We start from the raw sequence: 20,102 nt of genomic DNA, 5'->3' as shown, positions 1-20,102 counted from the left end.
CGGTTACCAGTTGAATCGGACAGAGGGAGTGGGCTGTGAGGATCGGGATCGTCGGCGCGGGCGGGGTGGGCGGCTATTTCGGCGCGCGGCTGGCCGCCGCCGGGCAGGACGTGGCGTTCGTCGCGCGGGGCAAGCACCTGGAAGCGATGAACGCCGACGGGCTCGCGGTGCTGAGCCCGGCAGGTGACCTGCGGTTGCCGGTGCGGGCGACGAGCGATCCGGCGGAGATCGGTCCGGTCGACTACGCGCTGGTCTGCGTGAAGACGTGGCAGCTGCCCGCGGCGATCGCCGCGATCCGGCCGCTGGTGGGCGCGGACACCGCGATCGTCACCGTGCAGAACGGGGTCGAAGCGCCCGGCCAGGTCGCGGACGTCTACGGGCGGGACGCCGTACTGCCCGGGGCCGCGGAGGTGATCGCGTACGTCGAGAGTCCTGGTGTCGTCCGGCATCTCGGCAACGGGAAGCTCAATGTCGGGGAGTGGGACAACCAGGTCACGCCGCGGACCGACCGGCTGCGGGACGCGGTCGTCGGCGCGGGACTGCAGGCGAACGTCCCGGACGACATCTGGGCGGCGCTGTGGACGAAGTTCCTGTCGGTCGTCCCGGGCGGCGGCCTCGGTACGGCGACCGGCGCCCCGTACGGCGTGCTCCGCACCCACCCCGCCACCCGCCGGCTGCTCACCGAGGCCATCACCGAGATCCGCGACGTCGCGCTCGCCCGCGGCATCCAGCTCGCAGCCGACGTCGTACCGCGCACGCTGGCCTGGATCGACCAGCTCCCCGCCGACGGCACCACGTCACTCCAGCGCGACCTGATCGCCGGCCGCCCGTCCGAACTGGACGCCTGGACCGGAGCCGTCGTCCGCCTCGGCAACGACGCCGGCGTCCCGACCCCCGTCAACACCTTCCTCTACGACCTCGCCACCGCCCGAGCACTTGCCGCCGGCAACTGACGCGCGTGGTTAGTTGCCGGCCAGGCGCTGGAGCAGGTTTGCCAGGGTCTGTTGTTCCTCGGGGGTCAGGCGCGCCAGTTGGTCGGCCATCACGGCGCGGCGCTTCTCGCGGAGGGTGGAGAGGATCTTCAGGCCGTCGGGCGTGAGATCGACGAGAGTGGCGCGGCGGTCGTCCGGGTCCGGCTGTCGCGCGACGAGCCCAGCTGCCTCGAGATCGTCAACGACCGAGGTGGCGGACCGCGGCACGATGCCCAACTGCGCTGCCAATTCGCTGAGGCGCAGCGCGCGGCCCGCGTGGTCGAGGGTGCGCAGCACCCGGAACTGGCCGTGGGTGACGCTTTCGCCGAAGCTCTCGCGGCCGGCTCGTCGCTGGCGGCGGACGATGCCGTCCAGCAGGCCGGCGATCTGCTCGGCGGCGTCCTCGGGCTCAGACATGCCCAGAGCCTAGTGGCCCTTCTTCCCCGGAGGGGAACAAACCGAGGTGGTTGTGAGTTTTACTCATAGTGAGTTAACCTCAGTATATCTTGGTCCCTGACTGGAAGGAACTGCATGTCGCAGATCTCCGGCTTTCCGGGCGGGGGATCCGGCGGCGGGCGTGCGATGCGTTCGCTGTTGAAGGACTCCTCCGTCCGGCATCACAAGTTGTCGGCGGGCACCCTCCGCCGGATCCTCTCCTTCGCCCGTCCGTACCGCGGCTACCTGGCCGTGTTCCTCGTCCTCGTCGCGTTCGACGCCGGCACCGGCGCGGTCACCCCGCTGCTGTTCCGCGCGATCATCGACCGCGGAATCGTGCCGGGCCACGCCGAGGTCGTGGTCTGGCTCGCTCTCGTCGTCGCGCTGCTCGCGATCGCGAACAGCGCGATCACCCTCGCCGAGCGCTGGTTCTCCGCGCGGATCGGCGAGGGCCTCGTCTACGACCTCCGCACCGCCGTGTTCGACCATGTCCAGCAGTTGCCCGTCGCGTTCTTCAGCCGCACGCAGACCGGCGCGCTCATCCAGCGCCTGAACGGCGACGTCCTCGGTGCCCAGCAGGCGTTCACCTCCACGTTGTCGAACGTCGTCAGCAACCTGCTCAGCGTCGTGCTGGTGCTCGCTGCGATGTTCGTGATGTCGTGGCAGATCACGCTGCTCGCGCTCGTCGTGCTGCCGCTGTTCGTCGTTCCGGCCCGGCTGCTCGCCGGGAAGTTGCGCGCGGCGACGGCGGAGACGTACAAGCTGAACGCCACCATGGCGCAGGCCATGACCGAGCGCTTCAACGTCGCCGGCGCGGTGCTCGCCAAGGTGTTCGGCCGGACCGAGGACGCCTCCCGGGACTTCGCCGGGAAGGCCGCCCGGGTCCGCGACATCGGCGTCACCACGTCGATGTACGCCGGCGTCTTCCGCGTCTCCCTGACCCTGGTCGCCGCGCTCGCGGTGGCGCTTGTGTACGGCGTCGGCGGCGTCTTCGCCGTCGAAGGGATGCTCGGGATCGGGACGGTCGTCGCGCTGACGGCGTACCTGAACCGGCTGTACGGCCCGCTGACCGCGCTGTCCAACATCCAGGTCGACGTGATGACCACGCTGGTCAGCTTCGAGCGCGTGCTCGAGGTTCTCGACCTGCCGCCGATGGTTGCCGATCGCAAGGACGCGAAGACGCTGCCGGCGACCGAGGAGCCGTCGATCGAGTTCGACCACGTGTCGTTCCACTACCCGTCCGCGGACGAGGTGTCGCTCGCCTCGCTGGAGTCGGTCGCGACGCTGTCGGCAGAGACCGGGGATGAGGTGCTGAAGGACGTCACGTTCAGCGTCGAGCCGGGGCAGATGGTCGCCGTGGTCGGCCCCTCCGGCGCCGGCAAGTCCACCCTGTCCTCGCTCGTCTCCCGGATGTACGACGCCACCGGCGGCGCCGTCCTGGTCGGCGGTCGCGACGTCCGCGAGGTCACGCAGAGCTCGCTCCGTGCGGCGATCGGCGTGGTCACGCAGGACTCGCACCTGTACCACGACACGATCCGCGCCAACCTGCAGCTGGCCCGCCCGGACGCGACCGACGACGAGCTGCGCGCGGCGCTCGGAGCGGCGCAGATCGCCGCCCTCGTCGACAACCTCCCGGACGGTCTGGACACCGTGGTCGGCGACCGCGGCTACCGGTTGTCCGGCGGCGAACGCCAGCGGCTCGCGATCGCCCGGCTGCTGCTCAAGTCGCCGTCCATCGTGATCCTCGACGAGGCCACGGCGCACCTCGACTCGGAGTCCGAGGCCGCCGTCCAGACCGCACTCGCGAACGCGCTGGCCGGCCGGACGTCGCTCGTCATCGCGCACCGCCTGTCGACGATCCGCAACGCCGACGTCATCCTCGTCCTCGACGACGGCCGCATCCAGGAGCGGGGCACGCACGACGAACTGCTCGCCCGCGGCGGGCTGTATGCCGACCTCTACGCGACCCAGTTCGCCGAAGCAGCCTAACCACCGCCTGACCACCTGCCGGACCCCCGGTCGCGCGGCGCGTCGTGCACGGGGGAGGATCTGCCCTATGAGAGATCGGATGACTGCGGCCGCCACGGAGCTCACGTACGACGCACCCGCGGCGGACTGGCTGGCGGCGCTGCCGCTCGGCAACGGCCGGATCGGGGCGATGTGGTTCGGCGGCGCCGAGCGGGACCGGATCGCGCTGAACGACGAGACGCTGTGGTCGGGCAGCCCGGAGACCACCCGCCGGCTGTCGACACCGATCGGCGAGACCGGCGCGGCGGCGGTCGACCGGGTCCGGGCCGCGCTGGCGCAGGGCGACGTCCGCACGGCCGAGGAGCTCTCGCACGGCTTCCACAGCGGGCACTCACAGGCGTACATGCCGCTCGGCGACCTGCTGCTGGAATACCGGCCGTCAGGTGCTGCCGCGAACTACCGGCGTCGGCTCGACCTGGACGCCGCGGTCGCGCGGGCCGAGTACGAGATCGGCGGCGTCGAGGTCTGGCAGGAGGTGTTCGTCAGCGCGCCGGCACAGGCATTGATCCTACGTCTGGGTGCATCGCAGCCGCTCACCGCGACGCTCAGCCTCACCTCGCAGCTCCGCCCGACGACGGAAGCGGTCGGTGACAACGGGCTGGCTCTATTGGCGACCTGCCCGTCGTCCGTCGCGCCGCCGCACGGCAACGCCGCCGACCCGATCCAGTACTCCGACGGCGACGACCGTGGCATGAACGCAGCCGTCGTACTGCGGGCGCAGACCGACGGAACCATCACGGCGACCGACGACGCGCTGACGGTCAGCGAGGCGACCGAGCTGTACGTCGTGCTGTCCACCGCCACCGGCTACGAAGGACCGGCGATCGCACCGACACGTACCCGCGAAGAGTGCCGCGATGCCGCCGATACCACTGTCCGCGCTGCGCTTGCCAAGGCGGAGGAGCTGCGTGACGAGCATGTGGCCGACTACCAGGAGTTGTTCCGGCGTTCGGTGCTCACACTGCCCTCCGCTGTCGAGCTGACCACCGACCGGCGGCTCACCACCGCGGGCGACGATCCGGGACTGGCGGCGCTCATCTACAACTTCGGGCGCTACCTGATGATCTCCAGCTCCCGCCCGGGCGGCCTGCCGACCAACCTCCAGGGCATCTGGAACGAGCACCTGCAGCCGCCGTGGAGCAGCAACTACACGGTCAACATCAACACCGAGATGAACTACTGGCCGGCCGAGACGACGTCCCTGTCCGAGTGTCACGAGCCCCTGCTCACCTACGTGGCGAACCTCGCCCAGGCAGGACGCCGGACGGCCGAGGAGCTCTACGGAACGAAGGGCTGGACCGCGCATCACAACGCCGACGCCTGGTGCTGGACCGCGCCCGTCGACGGCAACCCGAAGTGGTCGAACTGGCCGCTGGCCGGCGTCTGGCTGTGCCGTCATCTCTGGGACCACTACGCGTTCACCGGCGACCGCGAGTATCTCCGCGACGCCTGGCCGGTGTTGCGCGGTGCCGCCGAGTTCTGTCTCGATTGGCTGCTCGAGCTGCCGGACGGCACGCTCGGCACGGCGCCGTCGACCTCGCCGGAGAACGAGTACGTCGCCGCCGACGGCGAACCCGCCTCGGTCACGACCTCCGCGACGATGGACCTGTCGCTGATCGCGGACCTGTTCGACCGCTGCGTGCAGGCCGCGGCCGAGCTCGAGCTCGCCGACCCGCTCGTCGACGACCTGACCGCCGCCCGCAAGCGCATCCCCGACCCGCGGGTCGGCAGCCGGGGCCAGCTGCAGGAGTGGCTGGCGGACTTCGCCGAGGCCGAACCGCAGCACCGCCACACGTCGCATCTGATCGGCCTGCACCCCGGCGACCAGATCACCCCGGACGGTACGCCGGAGCTCGCTCACGCCGCGGCCCGCACCTTGGAGCTGCGTGGGGACAAGAGCACGGGCTGGTCGCTGGCGTGGCGGATCTCGTTGTGGGCAAGGCTCCGCAACGGCGCGGCCGCTCACCGTCTGGTCCGGGAGCTGCTGACTCCGGCCTCCGATTCGGGCACCGACTACGTAGGTGACGGCTCGGGCCTGTATCCGAACCTCTTCTGCGCGCACCCGCCGTTCCAGATCGACGGCAACTTCGGTGCGACCGCCGGGATCGCGGAGATGCTGCTGCAGAGCCACACCGGCGAGCTCGAGATCTTCCCCGCGCTGCCGGACGCCTGGCCGGAGGGGTCGATCACCGGTCTGCGCGCCCGCGTCGGCGTCGGCGTCGACCTGATCTGGTCCGCGGACGCGGCGCAAGCCGTCCTGACGGCCGACCGGGACGGCGCTGTCGTGCTCCGCCACGGCGAGCGTCGCGAGGAGGTGTCTCTCGCCGCCGGGGTCCCGTACACCTGGACAATTGCCGGATGAGTTTCGTCATCGGCGTCGACATCGGTACCGGCAGTACGAAGGCTGTTCTGTGCACGCTCGACGGCGAGGTCGTGGCGGTCGCACGCCGCGACCACGCCCCGAGCCTGCCGCAGCCGGGCTGGGCCGAGATGGATCCCGAGCGCGACTGGTGGGGCGACGTCGCCGAGGTTCTCGCCGAGCTGGACACGACCGACGTCGCGGCGGTCTGCGTCTCCGGTCTCGGGCCGTGCGTCGTCCAGACCGACGCCGACCTGCGCCCGCGCCGGCCGGCGATCCTGTACGGCGTCGACACCCGCTCGACCCGCGAGATCGCCGAGATCACCGAGCAGCTCGGCGCGGACGCGATCCTGGAGCGCTGCGGGAAGGACCTGTCCAGCCAGGCGATCGGGCCGAAGCTGGCCTGGCTGCGGCGCGCCGCCGGTGACGCCTGGCGGCCGCAGGACCGCTGGTTCAGCGCGCACACGTACGTCGTGGCGCGGCTGACCGGCGAATGGGTGCTCGACCACCACACGGCCAGCCAATGTGACCCGTTCTACGACGTCCGCCGACAGGACTGGGCAGCGGATTGGGCGGAAGCAGTACTGCCGGGTCTCGCCTTGCCGCGCCTGGTGTGGCCGTCCGAGCAGGTGGGCGTCGTACGGCGGGACGCCGCGGAGCAGACCGGCCTGTCCGAAGGGACGCCGGTCGTCGCGGGGACTGTCGACGCGTGGGCGGAGGCGTTCAGCGTCGGTGTACGACGGCCCGGCGACCTGATGCTGATGTACGGCTCGACGATGTTCTTCGTCCAGGTCCTTCCCGCACCGACGAGCGTGCGCGGCCTGTGGACGACGTCCGGGGTCGAGCGCGGCTCGCACACCCTGGCCGCCGGTATGGCCACGTCCGGGACGGTCACGACCTGGCTGCAGGACCTGACCGGCGGTGCGCCCTTCGAGACGTTGCTCGCGGAAGCAGCCGCCGTCCCCGCGGGCAGTGAAGGGCTCGTCCTGTTGCCGTACTTCAGCGGCGAGCGGACCCCGATCTACGACCCGCTGGCACGCGGCGTGATCGCGGGCCTGACGCTGCGGCACGGCCGCGGTCATCTGCTGCGCGCGGCGTACGAAGGGATCGCCTGTGGGGTGCGGCAGATCCTGGACATCTTCGGGCCGGCCGACCGGATCGTTGCCGTCGGCGGCGGAACGCAGGGCGGCCTGTGGGCGCAGATCGTCAGCGACGTCGCGGGGGTCGAGCAGATCGTTCCCCGGCAGACGATCGGGGCGTCGTACGGCGATGCGCTGCTGGCCGCGATCGGGATCGGCGCGGTCGCACCGGACACCGACTGGACCAGACCGGATCACGTCGTGGCACCGGACCTGGCGACGGCACCGACGTACGCGAGTCTGCTGCGGACCTTCACCGAGCTGTACCCGGCGACGCGGGCGCAGGTCCACCGGCTGGCGCGGAGCGCGCTCTAGGTCAGGTCGCGGACGTGCAGGACGGTGCCGCTGGCGACGTCACGGTCGAGCAGCGACCAGATGGACCGCGCCACCGTCTCGGGTTTGGAGAGCTTGCCGAGGGCCTCCATCTCGCGGAAGCGGCTCGACACCGGGACCTCGAACGGACTGGCCGCGCGCAGTTCGGCCTGCATTGCCGTGTCGACCGAGCCGGGGGACACGGAGACGACCCGACAGCCGGGACTTCGGCGCCGCTGCTCGAGCCCGACCGTGCGCACCCATTGGTCGATCGCGGCCTTGCCCGCGCAGTAGCTGGACTCGCCCTCGTGCGGTCTGCTCGCCGCGCCGGACGACACCATGATCAGGTGCTGTTCGCAGTTTCGCCCGGACAGCGCGCTCAGGAACGACTGCCCGAGCACCTGGGCGGCCGCGGAGTTCAACAGCACGTTACGGGTGTACTGCTCGGTGTCGACATGATCCGCCGAGCCGAGCGGCGTCAGCGTCGCGGCGTTGTGGATGAACACCACCAGCTCCGGATCGCCGGCCTCGACCCGCTGCCGGAAGTCCTTGTCGACCACCGGCCACGAGTCCGGATCGGCGAGATCCACCGCGACGTGGTGCGCCCCCGGCGTACCGCCGCGGCGTGAGATGTCGATCAGCTCGGCGCTCTCGAACGGAATCGTCGCCGCCAGCGCGGCCCCCAGCCCGGCCGACGCGCCGGAGATCCAGACCAGAATCCGCCGCCGTAGCGGCGTCACCGGCTTCCCGTCCCCGAGTGCAGGCAAAAATCCAGCATCATGCAGTTCCCCCCTGCAGCCCCATCCACCCCTTGCAAGAGGCAGAGTACGTCCTGAGGCCCACATGGCGTAGCCCCCTCGGCGTTTCTCACCCCTTGCGACCGGACGGTTGCCCGCAGCGCCTGACAGGCAACACTCAGCGGGCTCTCAGGGAACTTGTTGCCAAGAGCACCGATGAGCGCGGTGAAGGGTTCGCGGTACGCCGGACGGCCGCGGCGAGTTCCGCGGCCGCTCGGGCGTACCGTCGCGCCGGAACGGGCTCAGGACTCGTTGTCCCGGAGGTCGTCGTTCTGGCCGTCCAGGTTGTCCAGCTGGTCCCGGGCCATGTCGGTGCCCTGGTCGATCTTGTCGCCGTACTTGCCGCCGGTCTTCTCGTCGGCGAACTCGCCGGCCTTGTCCAAGCCCTCGTCGACCTTGTCGCCGTGCTCGTCGACCAGGTCGCCGGCCTTGTCCTTCATGTTGTCGAACATGCCCATCGCGGTTTCCCCGTTCTCTCGATGGTTGCCTTCCACTACCGAACCGCCATTACCCGATCGCCCGGATTCCACACACCTGACCTCATGCGGTGAACGGATTCCGATCCGCCGTGAGCGCCGGCAGCACGGTCCTGGCGAACGTCGCGTAGAGGTGCCGCTGGAACATCGGCCCGAAGCTGACCCGGGCGACACCTCGTGCGGCGTAGTCCGCGACGGAATGGACGCCCTGCCCGTAGCCGACGTTCACCGGGCCGTCGAGCTGCGTGGCGAGCGTGCAGATCAGGTCGAGGTCGCCGACGCCGATCGGGTACACGCAGTCGGCGCCGGCGGCCAGGTAGCGGTTGCCGCGGTCGAGCGCGGTCGCCAGCTGTTCGTCCGCCGTACCGGCTCGGCGGACGAACGCGTCGATCCGGGCGTTGATCACGAGTGCGTCGCCGGCCGCGGCTCGCACCGCGGCCAGGAAGTCCTCCTGCGCCGCGGCGTCGATCATCCGGCCGGTCGCCGGATCGGAGTCCTCCAGGTTGAGTCCGACGGCGCCGGTCGCGACGAAGCGCTCCACCAGCTCAGCCGGAGCCAGCCGGTACCCGCGCTCGAAGTCGACCGTGACCGGCACGGACACCGACCGCGCGATCCGCGTCGCGGCCGCCAGGACGTCGTCGACGGGCGCTTGCTCGCCGTCGTCGTACCCGAGGACCGCCGCGGTCGCGTTGCTGCTGGTCGCGACCGCGGCGAAGCCGGCCTCCTCGACCAGGCGCGCCGAGGCCGCGTCCCAGGCGTTCGGTACGACGAGGGGCGTGCCGGGAACGTGCAGGTCCCGCAAGGTAGTTGCTGAAGACATCAGGATCTCCTGTGGATCAAAGGCAGCCCGAAGGCTGGGAACAAGGCAGGTTGGTGGAACGCGAGGACGGCCGAGATCGCGTCGTTCGTACAGGTCAGGACCTTGATCGAGTGCGCGTGGAATTGGTCGTCGGAGCCGTGGATGTAGAGCGCGAACGCGGGCTGTCCGTTCGCCGAGGTCTCGACCAGGACCCGTCGGTCCGGCCCCGGCCGCAGCTTCGCGTCGAGCAGCCGCAGCACGTCGGCACGCCCGCTGAACCAGGTCAGGATCGGAGGCATCTCCCACCGCGCGTCCGCGCTGAACACCCCCTCCAGAGCGACGAGGTCCTTGCTCTCCATCGCCGCCTGGAACTGGTCGAGCAAGGCCCGTCGTACCGGCTCGTGCGGTTCGCTCAGGTCGTCCTCCCGCGGCCGCAGCCGGGCAAGCTCGGCCCGCGCCCGCTGCAGCGAACTGTTCACCGCGGCAGTCGTGGTGTCGAGCAACGACGCGACCTCCGCGGCGGGCCAGGTGAGGACCTCGCGCAGGATCAGTACGGCGCGTTGCCGCGGCGGCAGGTGCTGCATCGCGGCGACCATCGCCAGCCGCAGGCTCGCGCGGTCGCCGACCACCGTGGCCGGGTCGGCCCCGAGCAACCGGTCCGGGAACGGCTCCAGCCACGGCACCTCCAGGGCCTGGCCATGCAGCTCGTCCGGATCGTTGCCCGGGGCACCCAGCGCCGACGGGACGACCCGCCGGCTGCTGTGCTGGAGGAGGTTCAGGCACACGTTGGTGGCGATCCGGTACAGCCAGGTCCGGACCGACGAACGGTGCTCGAAGTCCGCGTGACCACGCCAGGCGCGCAGGTACGTCTCCTGGACGGCGTCCTCGGCGTCGTGCAGCGACCCGAGCATCCGGTAGCAGTGCGCCACCAGCTCACCCCGGTACTGCGCGAACTCCTCCTCGAGGTTCATCGGACTCCTTCCGCCACCTTCTCCGGCACGACCTCGGCACTGCGGCGGGCGGCGACGGCCAGACCCGAGACGGCCCCGAGCAACGACAGTACGCCGCACCCCGCGAGCGCCCGGGCGAAGCCGTCACCGGTGTAGCCGCCCGCGGCGGTGAACACCGACCCGAGGACGGCCACCCCGGCCGCGCCGCCCAGCTGCCGGTTCATGCTGTAGATCCCGGACGCGATGCCGACGGCCTCCCGGGGCAGCGCGGCCATCGCCGCGCTCTGCGCCGCGGGCATCGCGAGCGAGATCCCGCAACCGGTGACGATCAGCGGCACGATCAGCTCCCCGTAGTGGTCGGTGCCGCGACTGACCCAGAACATGCCCGCGGTCTGCAGCGCCATACCGATCACGACCAGTGGACGCTCGCCGACGCGCTCGACCAGCCGGCCGGCGATCGGGCCGACCACGAACAGGGTCGCGGTCCACGGCAGGAGCTGCAGACCTGCCTTCAACGGCGCCGATCCGAGCACGGCCTGCATGTACTGCGACAGGAAGAAGACCGCGCTGAACAACGCCGCGCTGAGGAAGAAACCGGCCGAGTTCGCCGCGGTGAACGTGCGGTTCCGGAAGAACGCGAGCGGAACCATCGCGTGATCCGTCCGCCGCTCCCACCAGCCGAACGCAGCCAGCATCACCACCCCGGCCGCGAACGCGCCGAGGACCTCCGCGCTCGTCCAGCCGGCCGACTCACCGCGCACCGTGCCCCAGACCAGCCCGAGTACGGCGAGGCTGATCAAGACCGCGCCGACGAGGTCGAGCCGTCGCGCCGGGCCGGTGCTCTCACTGATCTTCGTCAGCACCAACGCGATCGCGGCCACGCCGATCGGCACGTTGATCCAGAAGATCCACTGCCACGACAGCCCTTCGGTGACCGCGCCGCCGATCAGGGGACCGCCCAGTACGGCGATCCCCGTGACGCCGCTGAACACGCCGATCGCCCGGCCGCGCCGCTCCGGCGGGAAGGCCGCCCCGAGCAGCCCCATCGCCAGCGGCATCACCATCGCCGCACCGACACCCTGCACGGCCCGGGCCGCGATCAGCAGCGGCAAGGTCGTCGCCAAGGCGCAGGCGACGGACGCGGCCGTGAACACGGCCAGCCCGGCGGCATACGTCCGTCGTCGGCCCAGACGGTCACCGATCGCGGCGGCCGTCATCAGGAGCATCGCAAAACTCAGCCCATAGGCGTTGACCGTCCACTCCAGCTGCTCGGCCGACGCGCCGAGATCCGCCCGAATCGTGGTCAACGCCGCAGCGACGACCAGAACGTCCAACGCCACCATGACCGACCCGATCGAGGCCAGTCCCAGAACCCATCTCTGCTCAGCAGTCTCTTTCACACCTCTACAGACCGCCGCCGAGCCCCGAACTCATCGCTGCGATGAGAGAAAGGCCGCTCAGTGTTCGGGACGGGACTCGATCTGGATGAGGGTTTGCTGGCCGGCGGCCACCAGGGTGCGGTGGGCGGGGGTGACGGCGAAGACCTCGAGGCGGCAGATGGTGAGGGTGCGGCCGGGTTTGATCACGGTGCCCACGGCCTCCAGCCGATCGCCTTCGGCCGGGGCCAGCAGGTTGATCTTGAACTCGACCGTGAGCACCGACGTACCCTCCGGGAACAGCGTGAACGCGGCGTACCCGCCGGCGCTGTCCGCGATCGAGCTCGTCGCGCCGGCGTGGAAGTAGCCGTGCTGCTGCGTGACCTCGGGCCGGCTCGGCAGCACGATGTGCACCTCGCCCGGCCCGATGTGCGCGATCCGCGCCCCGAGATGGCTCATCAGCCCCTGGCGGTCGAAGCTTGCCTGAACCCGCTCCCGTACTTCGGCCGCCGCCTGCTCCATACCCGGGACGCTACTAGGTCAACGCGATCAGCGCGGCCGCGGGCAGCGTCGGCGTCGGGGATCCGCCGGCCGGCTCGACGGTGAGTCCGAACGCCGTCATCCCGGCAGTCGAGCCGTTGACGACCTGGGTGAGGTCGCCCGCGGCCAGGCCGACCGAGTGCGCGGTCTTGCCCTGGTCGATCATCCACAGTTGCCACGTCCGGTCGTCGGGCAGCTTGGGAAGGCCCCGCAGTACGACGACCGACTTGTCGGCCTGCGCAGATGCGACGACCGTGGCCTGACCGCCGCCCTGGACCGCCCCGTGAACGGTCCGCGCGTCGGGTTGGGCCAGAACGGCCGCCACCTGCCGATTGGTGCGCTCCGCCGCCTGCCGGTCCCGGTACTGGTCGACCGCGACCCCGCCGCTGAGCGCGACCGCCACGGCCGCAGCGGCGAGCGTGAGCATCGACCGGCGACCGAACCGGCGCGGTACGGCGGGACTTGCCGGCCCGCCCTCGACGACCGGGGGGAGCTGGCGGACGTGCTCGATCGCCGCCATCACGTTCGCCTTCAGGGCGGGCGGTGGCGAGGCGGACACCTGGGTGGCCAGCTTCACCGCGGCCGCGCGGAGCTCCGCGACCTCGGTGGTGCAGAACGCGCATTCGGCCAGGTGGGCTTCGAAGCGGACCCGCTCGTCGTCGGGCAGCGCGTCGAGAACGTACGGGCCGGTGAGGGTGTGCACATCGGGTTCCGTCATGATCCTTGCCCCCTTGTGGCTCCGAGGCAGTCGCGGAGCCGGATCAGGCCGTCGCGCATTCTCGCCTTGATGGTCGGAAGCTTGGCGCCGAGTTGCTGGGCGACCTCCGGGTAGGTGTAGCCGTTGTAGTACGCGAGCTCGATGGACTCCCGTTGCAGCTCGGTCAGCGAATCCAGGCAGCGCCGCACCTGCTCGGCCTCGAGCCGGGTGCTGACGGTGTCCGCGACCTGGTCGAACTCCACCTCGACGGTCCGCGCACCGACCTGCTCGGTGCGATCGGCGGCGGCCTGCTCGGAGCGGACCCGGTCGACCGCGCGGCGGTGCGCGATGGTCAGGATCCACGAGTGGGCGGAGCCGCGGCCGGCGTCGTACCGGCTCGCGGTGCGCCAGACGTCGATCATGACCTCTTGGGTCACCTCCTCGGACTGGGCCGGGTTGCGGAGGATCCGCCGTACCAGCCCGAACACCGAGGGGGCGACGCGGTCGTAGAGCGCGCTGAACGCGGCCGTGTCGCCGGTCGCGGTCAGCACCAGGAGGTCGCCGTCGCCGACCGCGCCGGATCGCGAGTGCGATCCGGCGGGCCAGGGCAGCGAAGTAGGTCCGGTCACGGGTCAGCTTGCCGGGGGCATCAGCACGGAGTCGATGAGGTACACGGTAGCGTTCGCGGTCTTCACGCCGCCGCAGATCACGTTCGCGCCGTTCACCTTGAGCGCGTCGCCCGAGCCGCTCACCGTGACGTCCTGCTTCTCGACGGTCGGGTGCTTGCCGACGACCGCCATCGGGTCGAGCTGGCCCGCGACCACGTGATACGTCAGGATCTTGGTCAGCAGCGCGTCGTTCGTCTTCAGCGTGTTCACGGTCGCGGCCGGGATCTTCGCGAACGCGGTGTCGACCGGGGCGAAGACGGTGAACTCGCCGCCGTTCAGCGTGGAGACCAGGTCGACCTTCGGGTTCAGCTTGCCGGAGACCGCCGCGACCAGCGTCTTGAGCAGCGGGTTGCCCGACGCGGCGGTGGCCACCGGCGCGGCCGCCATACCGTCGATCGAGCCGGCGCCCGACGGGTTCGCCTTCGCGTAGTCGGCGCAGCCCGGTCCGACCAGGCCGTCGGCGGCGTCGCTCATCGTCGGCGTGGCGCTCGTCGCCGGTGCGCTGCTGCTCGTGCTGGTGGTGCTCGCACCGCCGGCGGCGCCGTTGTCGTCGTCACCACCACAGGCGGATGCGGTCATTGCGAGAGCCAGTGCGCTGAGGGCGAGACCGGCGCGGGTGAGGTGCTTGGACATGAGGTGATCTCTTTCCTGAGGAGGGTGCTGACTGAACAGTTCGGGATTACTTCGGGGCAGGTCGCGGGCCGGATGGGTCACTCCACCATCACGACCGTGTTGTGCAGTCCGCTCGAGCCGTTCGGGCGCGGTGGCGCCGGGCGATCGGTCTGGATCTCGCCGGTCGCGTCGGTCGCGCGGACGGTGAGTTTGTGCGTGCCGGGCGTGGCGTCCCAGCGGAACGTCCACTGCCGCCAGGTGTCCGGGCCGTCGACCGGTGCGAGCCGGGCCGGTTGCCACGGGCCGTTGTCGACCCGGACCTCGACCTTGCGGATGCCGCGGTGCTGCGCCCACGCGACCCCGGCCGCGATCGCGGGCCCGGCCTTGACGGTCGCGAAGCCCTTCGGTACGTCGATCCGCGCGGACGTCTTGATCGGCGCCTCGACCGACCAGCCGCGGTCGGTCCAGTACGCGCTGAAATCCTGGAACCTGGTGACCTCGAAGTCGACGATCCACTTGGTCGCGGACACGTACCCGTACAGCCCGGGCACCACCATCCGGACCGGGAAGCCGTGCTCGAACGGCAGCGGTTCACCGTTCATCGCGACCGCGAAGATCGCGTCGCGGCCGTCGGTGAGCGCGGCCAACGGCGTACCGATGGTGAGACCGTCCACGCTGGTCGACTTCACCGCATCGGCGCCGTCCCGGACGCCGGCCTCGCGCAGGACGTCCGCGATCGGTACGCCGATCCACCGGGCGTTCCCGACGTACGGTCCGCCGACCTCGTTGGACACGCAGGTCAGGGTGATGTCACGCTCGACCAGGCGGCGTTCGAGCAGTTGGTCGAACGAGATCCGGAGCTCTTTGTCGACAAGTCCGTGGACGCGCAGTTCCCAATCCCGCGGATCGATCCGGGGAACCTGCAGCAGCGTGTCGACCCGATAGAACTTGCTGTTCGGCGTCGTGAACGGACTGATCCCCGGTACGTCGACACTCGCCCGCAGCGGACCTGCGGCCTGTGTCGGTCGGGGGACCCGGACCCGCGCCCGGAGCTCGTTCCCGGACCCTCCGACAACCTTGGTGGCGCCGGCGCTCACCACCCCCGTCGCGGCGAGCGCCGACACAGTCAGGAGGAAGCGCCGCCGGTCGAACCCGGCCGGTTGCGCAGTTGCTGCTCGACGGGCCTTTCGAGGGCTACGGACCACCAGCCACATGGCGGCGACGGCGACAGCGAGCGTGACAGTTGCCGGAAGCAACCGGTCGACCAGGTTCCCGGCCGACGACCGGCTGAAGACCGCGAACACGAGCCCGACCAGACCGAGCCCGCCGGCGATCCCGACCGCAGTCCGCCGCCGGCCCCGAGCGCCGATCAGACCGGCGACGGCGGCGACGATCACCAGGGCCGAGCAGATACCGACCCGGAGCAGCGGCCGGTCGGCGGTCCCGAGCGTCCGCACCGCCCAGTCCTTCACCGGCCCCGGCGCCCAGTCGATGACCTGCACACCGACCGCGTCAACCGGCCACGGTCCACCCGTCAGGTCCGCGACGAGATACCCGACCGCGAGCGCCGCACCAGCCGCGACCACACCACCAACTGCTCCCAGAAACCTGTGCATGCACAAGCCTTCGACGCCGACACCCCTCCGGATGGGGGAGAGCACGCCGAAGCCCAACAGCCTCACACGAAGAGGACTGCTCAGAGACTCGTGTTGGAGATTGAGGGTGGTGGCTTCGGTGGTCGGTCGTAGGTTTGTCTGCGCGACCTGGGCGCCACTTGCTCGTGCGCCGCTCCGATGACCACCGTGGCCCTGGGGCGGCGCGGTTCCACGGTCGTCGGCAGCCCAGGTCCGCCTTCATGGCAGCGCCCCTTGTGGCGGCTGGCTCCGGGTCAGGGGCTTGGGTAGGCCTTTCAGACAAGGCGGTTGACGGGAGCGTGCGGGTGGTGGCCGGCTTCGGCGGTCGGTCGTAGGTTTGTCTGCGCGACCTGGGCGCCACTTGCGCGTACGCCGCTCCGATCACCACCGTGGCCCTGCGGGCGGCGCGGTTCCACGGTCGTCGGCAGCCGAGGTCGGCCTTCGTGGCAGCGCCCCTTGTGGCGGCCGGCTCCGGCTCCGCTCGTGTGGGCCTTTCAGACAGGCGGTTGACGGGAGCGTGCGGGTGGTGGCCGGCTTCGGCGGTCGGTCGTAGGTTTGTCTGCGCGACCTGGGCGCCACTTGCGCGTGCGCCGCTCCGATCACCACCGTGGCCCTGCGGATGGCCCGGTTCCACCGTCGTCGACCGCCGAGGTCGGCCTTCGTGGCAGCCCCCTGGTGGCGGCCGGCTCCGGGGTTCGCCACGAGCGGTGGAGGACAGACGCCGGGCAGGACAAGCGGGGTGCGGGTGTGGCCGGCGAGGCTCGACGTGGGAGGCGAGTCGGTCCGCGAGCGGGCGGACCCCTCACCGGTTGAATGTGGCAGATGAGCCGCACGAAGCCGAAGGCGACTGGGAAGCTTCCGCGGCCTGAGGACCGCCGCAGCACAACGACCTCCTACCCGCTGCCTGCGGGTAGGAGGTTGTTGTGTTCATTGGTCTGAGCCGGTGGCTTCGAAGTCAGCCGGTGGCTGCGAAGTCGGCTGCTTGTTGGAGCGCAGCCGCGTCGGCGCGCCATCGCGACCGGTCGGCGACGGTCGCCACCGCGACATCCGCGGACACCCGCAGGCCGGCTTCGGTGGGCCCGGTGAACCCGGCAGGCCCGGCAGGCCCGGCAGGCCCGGTCGGCCCGGTCGGCTCGGTGAACTCGGTGGGCCCGGTCGGCTCGGCGGGCTTGGTGGGCTCGGCGGCGCGTGAGCCTGGCCCGCTGCCTGGTGGCCGGGCGCGCGGAGGCGCGGTGCGTCGCGCTGTGGCGGGGGTGGGTGCGGGTTCGGCCCAGCTCGGACGGGCGACGTGGACTTCGCCGTCGAGGATGGTGAGGTGCCAGCGGCCTCTGTGGAGGTCGGTGTGGTGACGGCGGCAGAGCAGGGCCAGGTTCGAGACCTTGGTGTCGCCGCCGTCGATCCAGGAGACCAGGTGATGGGCGTCGCACATCACCGGCGGGGCTCCGCAGACCACACAGCCACGGTCACGGACCTCCAGGGCACGGCGCATCGCCTTGGTGACCAGCCGCACCCGGCGCCCCACGTCGAGCGGTTCGGAGTTCGAGCCCAGCACCAACGGGATGATGTTCGCGTCACAGGCCAGCCGCCGGATCGTGGCGGCGGACAGCCCGCCGCTGTAGACGGTGCGCCCGACCGCGTCCGCGGTCGCGGCTTTGAGGTCGTCGAAGTCGATCGTGACCGTGATGGTCGCCTTCGCGCCGTACCCGGCCACCCGACCACCGGTCCCCGCGGCGCCCGCGGCACCGGCTGTGTCCTCGGCGCTCTCAGCCGCCGAAGCCACGGCTGCGATGTCCCCTGTACCCGCGGTGCGCGCGGCGCCACCTGTACCCGCAGCGCCCTCAGTACCCGCAGTGCCCTCAGTGCCCGCGGTGCCCGCGGCGGGGCCGGGTGTGGGGCCGGTGGTGGGGCCGGTGGTGTCCCACACGGCGGCGGCGATGCTCAAGGCGGCGGACAGCGCGTCGGCCTGGCGCTTGTCGCGCGGCCGCGGGTCGTGTTCGCCGTCGACGGTCTTGTGCGGGCGGGCACCGGCATGCACGACCGCCCGGAGGAGTTCGGCGTTCTCGTTGGCCAGGAAGCCTTTGAACTTCACCCCGTTGTCCGCGGCCGACAGCGTCAGGGACTCCCGTTCATACGCCTTGTCCTCTTCGGGTTCGGGGCCGTCGGAGTCCAGCAGGTCGGCGATCTCCTTCGCGGCCGTGCGCAGTTCGCCGGGCGACAGGTGACCGGCCAGCCCGACCAGTTGCTCCGCGGCCGCGTCCAGGTGCTCCACCGGGACCCGTGAGCGGACCCGGTCCAGCCCGAACACGATCGCGGCTGCCTGCGCCGGCCGCACCAACCACCCACCGTCAGATCCGCCGTCGCCCGATCCGCTGTCATCGGCTTGGTTGTCGCCGGATCCGCTGTCGTCGGATCGGCTGTCGTCGGGGGCGTCGGTGGTGGCGGAGGAGGCCGTGCGGTCCAGGGCGGCCGCCACGGCCGGGTAGTGCGGGGCGGCCTGGGCCAGGCGCAGGGTGCGGCGGGCGGCCGGCGCGTCCAGCCGGTAGCGGAACCGCAGCAGCTCGGCGGTGTCGCGGGCGCCGAGCTCTTCGGCGTACCCGGTGGACTCGATCGCGGCGATCACGCTCAGCCGGTACGCCTCCCGGCGAGCCAGCTCGGCCTCCACCTCGTCGAGAGTGGACAGCAATTCGCTGCCACTCATCGACCACACCGGCCGCTCGCCCAGAAGCTCCATGGCATTGACTCTAGACGGCGCCACCGACAGTTTCCGAGCCGGAATCCCCTTATTTTGTGGGCTTTTCGTGGGCCCACAACCAGCAAACACCACGATCTCGCCAGAACTGTCGGCGGGCCGGTGACACTCGGCATGCAGGAGCGGTACCGATCCGCCGTGGGAGGGGATTGCGGGCCCTCAGGTGTCCTGCCGCCGGCTGGCCGCGCGGTTCCCGGTCGCACCAGGGGCCCGTCGACCAGCACGTCGCGATTGGCGAACACGTTGGTCAACTCGGGTTCGTGCTGGCAGAGCAGCGCGGCATGATCACCAGTAGATCGGCGACACCGGTCTGCATGCCGTCGGCTGAGTGATGTTGTCCAGGTCTGCCAGGACCTCCTGAGGCGCGTTGTACCGCGGATACACCTGGGCCCATAATCCGCCGCTGGGCTTCGAGGACCGGCACCTCGATGTCAGGAAACCAGAAGTCGCACTGCGCGATCTCACCGGCGGCATAGCTGGTCCGCGGCGCGGGGTCCGGCGGCAGATACACCGGCCGCAGCTCAGCCACCCGGCTACTCAACGCGCGGATCGAGTAGGGGCCAGCCGATCCGTTACCCGATCACCGTCGCCGGCATCGTCGGATGGGCCTGCAGCAACTTGCGGATCCGCGGTTCGAACCCATCCACCACCGAACCCGTCGCCCTGCGCCTCGAGATCGCCATCACCCGCGCGATCTCTCCGAGAGCGACACACCCTCCGACCGACGCAACCGCCGGATCTCGGGCCCAGTCCTCCACGCTCAACATCTGGCTCCCCCCGGCTCGCTACAAGCCCAGGGTCTCGGGAACTTCTCGATCGCGACCAGGTTGCACCTGTCGCGGCGTACAGTGCCGACCCGTTGCGAACCGTCGGGGAAGGGTGGAGCTGGTGCTTCGGAAGGTGATTGGGACGGCGGTGGTGGCGACCGCGCTCGCCGTGTCGGTGGTGCCGGCTGCTGAGGCCGTGCCGGTTGTGCGGCTCGGGGGAGTGCAGCAGACCGCGCCGACGTTCGACGGGCTGAGTGAATTGGTGGCGCAGCGGATTCTGATCGGCGACGATGTCGCGGCCTCGAAGTACTTCAGCGGTAAGCCGGTCGACGATCCGGTGCGTGAGCAGCAGATCCTGGAGGCGGTCCGCGCGTCCGCCGTCCGGCTCGGCATCGACCCGGACTCGACCGCGGCGTTCTTCCGCGCCCAGATCGAGGCCAGCAAGGTTGTGCAGCGCGGCCTGCTCGCCTACTGGGCCGCCCATCCCGGCAAGGCGCCGACCACCGGCCCCGACCTGAACGTCATCCGCGAGAGACTCGACACGCTCACCACCCAGCTCCTCGCCGAACTGGTCCGCGTCGACGACCTCCGCCAGGCGGGCCTCCGCTGCGACATCTCTCTCGCGATCGCCAACGCAGCAACGGCGGCCCACCACCACCTCGACGGTCTCCACCGCCAGGCCCTCCGCACCGCCTCGACGGCGACCTGCTGATCAACCCATCCGAGCCGGTGTGGCCATGGCAGCCCGCCGTCAGCTCGACGGACTGCATCGCCTGGTACTCCGGGTGGTGTC

At 70.8% G+C, this 20,102-nt stretch carries 17 protein-coding genes and 1 pseudogene; 5 read left to right on the top strand and 13 right to left on the bottom strand.

The annotated features are described in order from the left end of the window. Positions 1-35: 35 nt before the first annotated feature. Complete coding sequence (locus tag ABZX12_RS27375) at positions 36-953, top strand: 2-dehydropantoate 2-reductase (RefSeq protein WP_355697650.1); 918 nt, start codon at positions 36-38, stop codon at positions 951-953. Between the two features lie 9 nt (positions 954-962). Here ABZX12_RS27375 and ABZX12_RS27370 read toward each other — a convergent pair whose 3' ends face one another. After that, positions 963-1,388, bottom strand: a complete 426-nt coding sequence (locus ABZX12_RS27370) for a MarR family transcriptional regulator (protein WP_355697648.1) — start codon at positions 1,386-1,388, stop codon at positions 963-965. A 114-nt stretch (positions 1,389-1,502) separates the two neighbouring features. Between ABZX12_RS27370 and ABZX12_RS27365 the strand changes: the two genes are divergently transcribed. The 3 genes from ABZX12_RS27365 (at position 1,503) to ABZX12_RS27355 (ending at position 7,247) form a co-directional block, all read left to right on the top strand. Then, positions 1,503-3,395, top strand: a complete 1,893-nt coding sequence (locus ABZX12_RS27365; protein ID WP_355697646.1) for an ABC transporter ATP-binding protein — start codon at positions 1,503-1,505, stop codon at positions 3,393-3,395. A gap of 67 nt (positions 3,396-3,462) precedes the next feature. Then, complete coding sequence (locus tag ABZX12_RS27360; protein WP_355697644.1) at positions 3,463-5,796, top strand: glycoside hydrolase family 95 protein; 2,334 nt, start codon at positions 3,463-3,465, stop codon at positions 5,794-5,796. Then, complete coding sequence (locus ABZX12_RS27355; RefSeq protein WP_355697642.1) at positions 5,793-7,247, top strand: FGGY-family carbohydrate kinase; 1,455 nt, start codon at positions 5,793-5,795, stop codon at positions 7,245-7,247. The genes ABZX12_RS27360 and ABZX12_RS27355 overlap by 4 nt, the downstream gene beginning before the upstream one ends. Here ABZX12_RS27355 and ABZX12_RS27350 read toward each other — a convergent pair. The 12 genes and pseudogenes from ABZX12_RS27350 to ABZX12_RS27295 form a co-directional block, all read right to left on the bottom strand. After that, on the bottom strand, positions 7,244-8,011 hold the full coding sequence (locus ABZX12_RS27350; protein WP_355697640.1) for an SDR family NAD(P)-dependent oxidoreductase: 768 nt from the start codon (positions 8,009-8,011) through the stop codon (positions 7,244-7,246). The genes ABZX12_RS27355 and ABZX12_RS27350 overlap by 4 nt on opposite strands. A gap of 272 nt (positions 8,012-8,283) precedes the next feature. Beyond that, positions 8,284-8,499: an antitoxin gene (locus ABZX12_RS27345; protein WP_355697638.1), complete on the bottom strand. Its 216-nt coding sequence runs from the start codon at positions 8,497-8,499 to the stop codon at positions 8,284-8,286. A gap of 82 nt (positions 8,500-8,581) precedes the next feature. Further along, on the bottom strand, positions 8,582-9,337 hold the full coding sequence (locus tag ABZX12_RS27340; protein WP_355697636.1) for an isocitrate lyase/phosphoenolpyruvate mutase family protein: 756 nt from the start codon (positions 9,335-9,337) through the stop codon (positions 8,582-8,584). Next, complete coding sequence (locus ABZX12_RS27335) at positions 9,337-10,287, bottom strand: sigma-70 family RNA polymerase sigma factor (RefSeq protein WP_355697634.1); 951 nt, start codon at positions 10,285-10,287, stop codon at positions 9,337-9,339. The genes ABZX12_RS27340 and ABZX12_RS27335 overlap by 1 nt, the downstream gene beginning before the upstream one ends. Continuing rightward, positions 10,284-11,666, bottom strand: a complete 1,383-nt coding sequence (locus ABZX12_RS27330) for a DHA2 family efflux MFS transporter permease subunit (protein ID WP_355697633.1) — start codon at positions 11,664-11,666, stop codon at positions 10,284-10,286. Before ABZX12_RS27330 ends, ABZX12_RS27335 begins: the two co-directional genes overlap by 4 nt. Positions 11,667-11,723: 57 nt before the next feature. Then, positions 11,724-12,164, bottom strand: a complete 441-nt coding sequence (locus tag ABZX12_RS27325; RefSeq protein ID WP_355697631.1) for a PaaI family thioesterase — start codon at positions 12,162-12,164, stop codon at positions 11,724-11,726. Between the two features lie 13 nt (positions 12,165-12,177). Beyond that, entirely contained in the window at positions 12,178-12,900 is a 723-nt protein-coding gene (locus ABZX12_RS27320) for an anti-sigma factor (RefSeq protein WP_355697629.1), read from the bottom strand. Continuing rightward, the gene (sigK, locus tag ABZX12_RS27315; RefSeq protein WP_355697628.1) at positions 12,897-13,508 is read right to left on the bottom strand and encodes an ECF RNA polymerase sigma factor SigK; all 612 of its coding nucleotides are present in this window, start codon (positions 13,506-13,508) and stop codon (positions 12,897-12,899) included. The genes ABZX12_RS27320 and sigK overlap by 4 nt, the downstream gene beginning before the upstream one ends. A 3-nt stretch (positions 13,509-13,511) precedes the next feature. Beyond that, positions 13,512-14,180: a fasciclin domain-containing protein gene (locus ABZX12_RS27310; RefSeq protein WP_355697626.1), complete on the bottom strand. Its 669-nt coding sequence runs from the start codon at positions 14,178-14,180 to the stop codon at positions 13,512-13,514. A 77-nt stretch (positions 14,181-14,257) separates the two neighbouring features. After that, positions 14,258-15,775 (bottom strand): molybdopterin-dependent oxidoreductase, encoded by a 1,518-nt coding sequence (locus ABZX12_RS27305; RefSeq protein ID WP_355697624.1) that lies wholly within the window; start codon positions 15,773-15,775, stop codon positions 14,258-14,260. A 973-nt stretch (positions 15,776-16,748) separates the two neighbouring features. Continuing rightward, a complete protein-coding gene (locus tag ABZX12_RS27300) occupies positions 16,749-18,524 on the bottom strand; it encodes a DUF222 domain-containing protein (RefSeq protein WP_355697622.1) in 1,776 nt (591 codons plus the stop codon). 433 nt (positions 18,525-18,957) lie between these two features. Further along, positions 18,958-19,198, bottom strand: a pseudogene (locus ABZX12_RS27295) (IS21 family transposase); the annotation flags it as partial. A 232-nt stretch (positions 19,199-19,430) separates the two neighbouring features. On the opposite strand from ABZX12_RS27295, the gene ABZX12_RS27290 reads away from it, so the two are divergent. Continuing rightward, a complete protein-coding gene (locus ABZX12_RS27290) occupies positions 19,431-20,021 on the top strand; it encodes a chorismate mutase (protein ID WP_355697620.1) in 591 nt (196 codons plus the stop codon). The last annotated feature ends 81 nt before the right edge of the window (positions 20,022-20,102 follow it).

Origin of the sequence: Kribbella sp. NPDC003505, assembly GCF_040610875.1 — a bacterium.
GTDB lineage: Bacteria > Actinomycetota > Actinomycetes > Propionibacteriales > Kribbellaceae > Kribbella.
The sequence above is the reverse complement of the archived record's forward strand: the minus strand, read 5'-3'. Positions and strand labels throughout refer to the sequence as shown.

Excerpts from the sequence above, each read along its gene's own strand:
- ABZX12_RS27370 (WP_355697648.1), bottom strand. The coding sequence starts at position 1,388 with ATGTCTGAGCCCGAGGACGCCGCCGAGCAGATCGCCGGCCTGCTGGAC.
- ABZX12_RS27365 (WP_355697646.1), top strand. The coding sequence starts at position 1,503 with ATGTCGCAGATCTCCGGCTTTCCGGGCGGGGGATCCGGCGGCGGGCGT.
- ABZX12_RS27360 (WP_355697644.1), top strand. The coding sequence starts at position 3,463 with ATGAGAGATCGGATGACTGCGGCCGCCACGGAGCTCACGTACGACGCA.
- ABZX12_RS27355 (WP_355697642.1), top strand. The coding sequence starts at position 5,793 with ATGAGTTTCGTCATCGGCGTCGACATCGGTACCGGCAGTACGAAGGCT.
- ABZX12_RS27345 (WP_355697638.1), bottom strand. The coding sequence starts at position 8,499 with ATGGGCATGTTCGACAACATGAAGGACAAGGCCGGCGACCTGGTCGAC.
- ABZX12_RS27340 (WP_355697636.1), bottom strand. The coding sequence starts at position 9,337 with ATGTCTTCAGCAACTACCTTGCGGGACCTGCACGTTCCCGGCACGCCC.
- ABZX12_RS27335 (WP_355697634.1), bottom strand. The coding sequence starts at position 10,287 with ATGAACCTCGAGGAGGAGTTCGCGCAGTACCGGGGTGAGCTGGTGGCG.
- ABZX12_RS27325 (WP_355697631.1), bottom strand. The coding sequence starts at position 12,164 with ATGGAGCAGGCGGCGGCCGAAGTACGGGAGCGGGTTCAGGCAAGCTTC.
- ABZX12_RS27320 (WP_355697629.1), bottom strand. The coding sequence starts at position 12,900 with ATGACGGAACCCGATGTGCACACCCTCACCGGCCCGTACGTTCTCGAC.
- ABZX12_RS27310 (WP_355697626.1), bottom strand. The coding sequence starts at position 14,180 with ATGTCCAAGCACCTCACCCGCGCCGGTCTCGCCCTCAGCGCACTGGCT.
- ABZX12_RS27305 (WP_355697624.1), bottom strand. The coding sequence starts at position 15,775 with ATGCACAGGTTTCTGGGAGCAGTTGGTGGTGTGGTCGCGGCTGGTGCG.
- ABZX12_RS27300 (WP_355697622.1), bottom strand. The coding sequence starts at position 18,524 with ATGGAGCTTCTGGGCGAGCGGCCGGTGTGGTCGATGAGTGGCAGCGAA.